Origin of the sequence: Mesorhizobium sp. B3-1-6 (assembly GCF_006439555.1) — a bacterium.
Lineage (GTDB): Bacteria > Pseudomonadota > Alphaproteobacteria > Rhizobiales > Rhizobiaceae > Mesorhizobium.
Map to the genome: position 1 here is coordinate 1 of NZ_VFTM01000073.1, position 1,137 is coordinate 1,137.

The following is a 1,137-nucleotide window of genomic DNA, read 5'->3' on the forward strand; positions in this document are numbered from 1 at the left end:
CGCTCATAGGTCACGGAATGGCAACTGTGTTCACGCGAATGCGGTTTTGTCGCGCATGATGGCGTTGAGGACGACCAGGAGCTTCCTTGCGACGGCGATGATGGCGAGCTTCTTGGAGCCGGAGCGGGCAGCAAGTGCGGTGTAGAAGGTCTTGAAGCGCTCACAGGTTCGAATGGCCGTGAGGGCTGCCATGTAGAGAGCGCGGCGCACGCGCGATCGCCCGCCCTGGATCTGGCTCCTGCGGTTGAGCTTGCCGCTTTTGTTGTCGAACGGGGCAAGGCCGACCAGTGCCGCGATCGCCTTGGGTGAGCGCTGGCCGAGCTCGGGCAGGAGCGCCAGCAGGGAGAATGCGCCGACCTTGGAGACACCGGGCACGGAGACCATGAGCGTGTAATCGCGGGCGGTGTCCTCGGCTTGACGAATGACGTCGGCAATCTGGCTCTCGATCGCCTTGATGCGCGTGTCGAGGTAGGCGATCGTTTCTTCCAGATCGGCAATGACGATCTCATTGAAGGCCTCGGCGAGGTGCTTCTTCGCCGTTGCCCGCATCTCGACCAGTTGATCGCGGTAGCGGGCAAGCGATTGAAGCTGCTCGACTTCTTCGCGCGGCGCCGGCTCGGCCTCAGGATTATAGCGACGGCCGTAGTCGCTCAGCATCCTGGCGTCGAGAGGATCGGTCTTGGCCCGCCGTCTCGCCGACTTCGCATAGTGGTGGGTATGCGCTGGGTTGTGCCGCGAGAACGGCACGCCGGCCTTGGCCAGCGCATGGCGCAACAGCCGGTCATGGACGCCTGTCGCCTCCATGACGACGAAGTCCCGGCTGGGATCAAGGCCCGCCACATAGGCGGCGATCGCGTCGGCCTGGTTGTCGATGCGCCGAAGACGGCCACTTGTCTCATCAAAAAAATCCAGCCACTGCTTTGAGATGTCGCAGCCGACATAGTTCTGGGCTATCATGTCCACGCCTCTTCCTGTGGTGCGGGGTCTGCTTGGAACAGCCCCGTGCAACTGTTCAGGTTGATGGTTCACCGGTGGGAAGGGACCGGGCCATGCCACGGCCTGTCCGAAAGGACGACCAGGATTCATTCGGTCTCCTTCCCACTTCAAACCATACACCAGAACCAACACACAGGATTC

1 protein-coding gene is annotated in these 1,137 nt (G+C 62.1%); it reads right to left on the reverse strand.

Features of this window, described 5'->3' with window-relative positions:
- Window positions 1-30: 30 nt before the first annotated feature.
- Window positions 31-1,137: transposase (locus FJ414_RS31280; RefSeq protein WP_140648199.1), on the reverse strand; the 1,107-nt coding region annotated here is incomplete at its 5' end.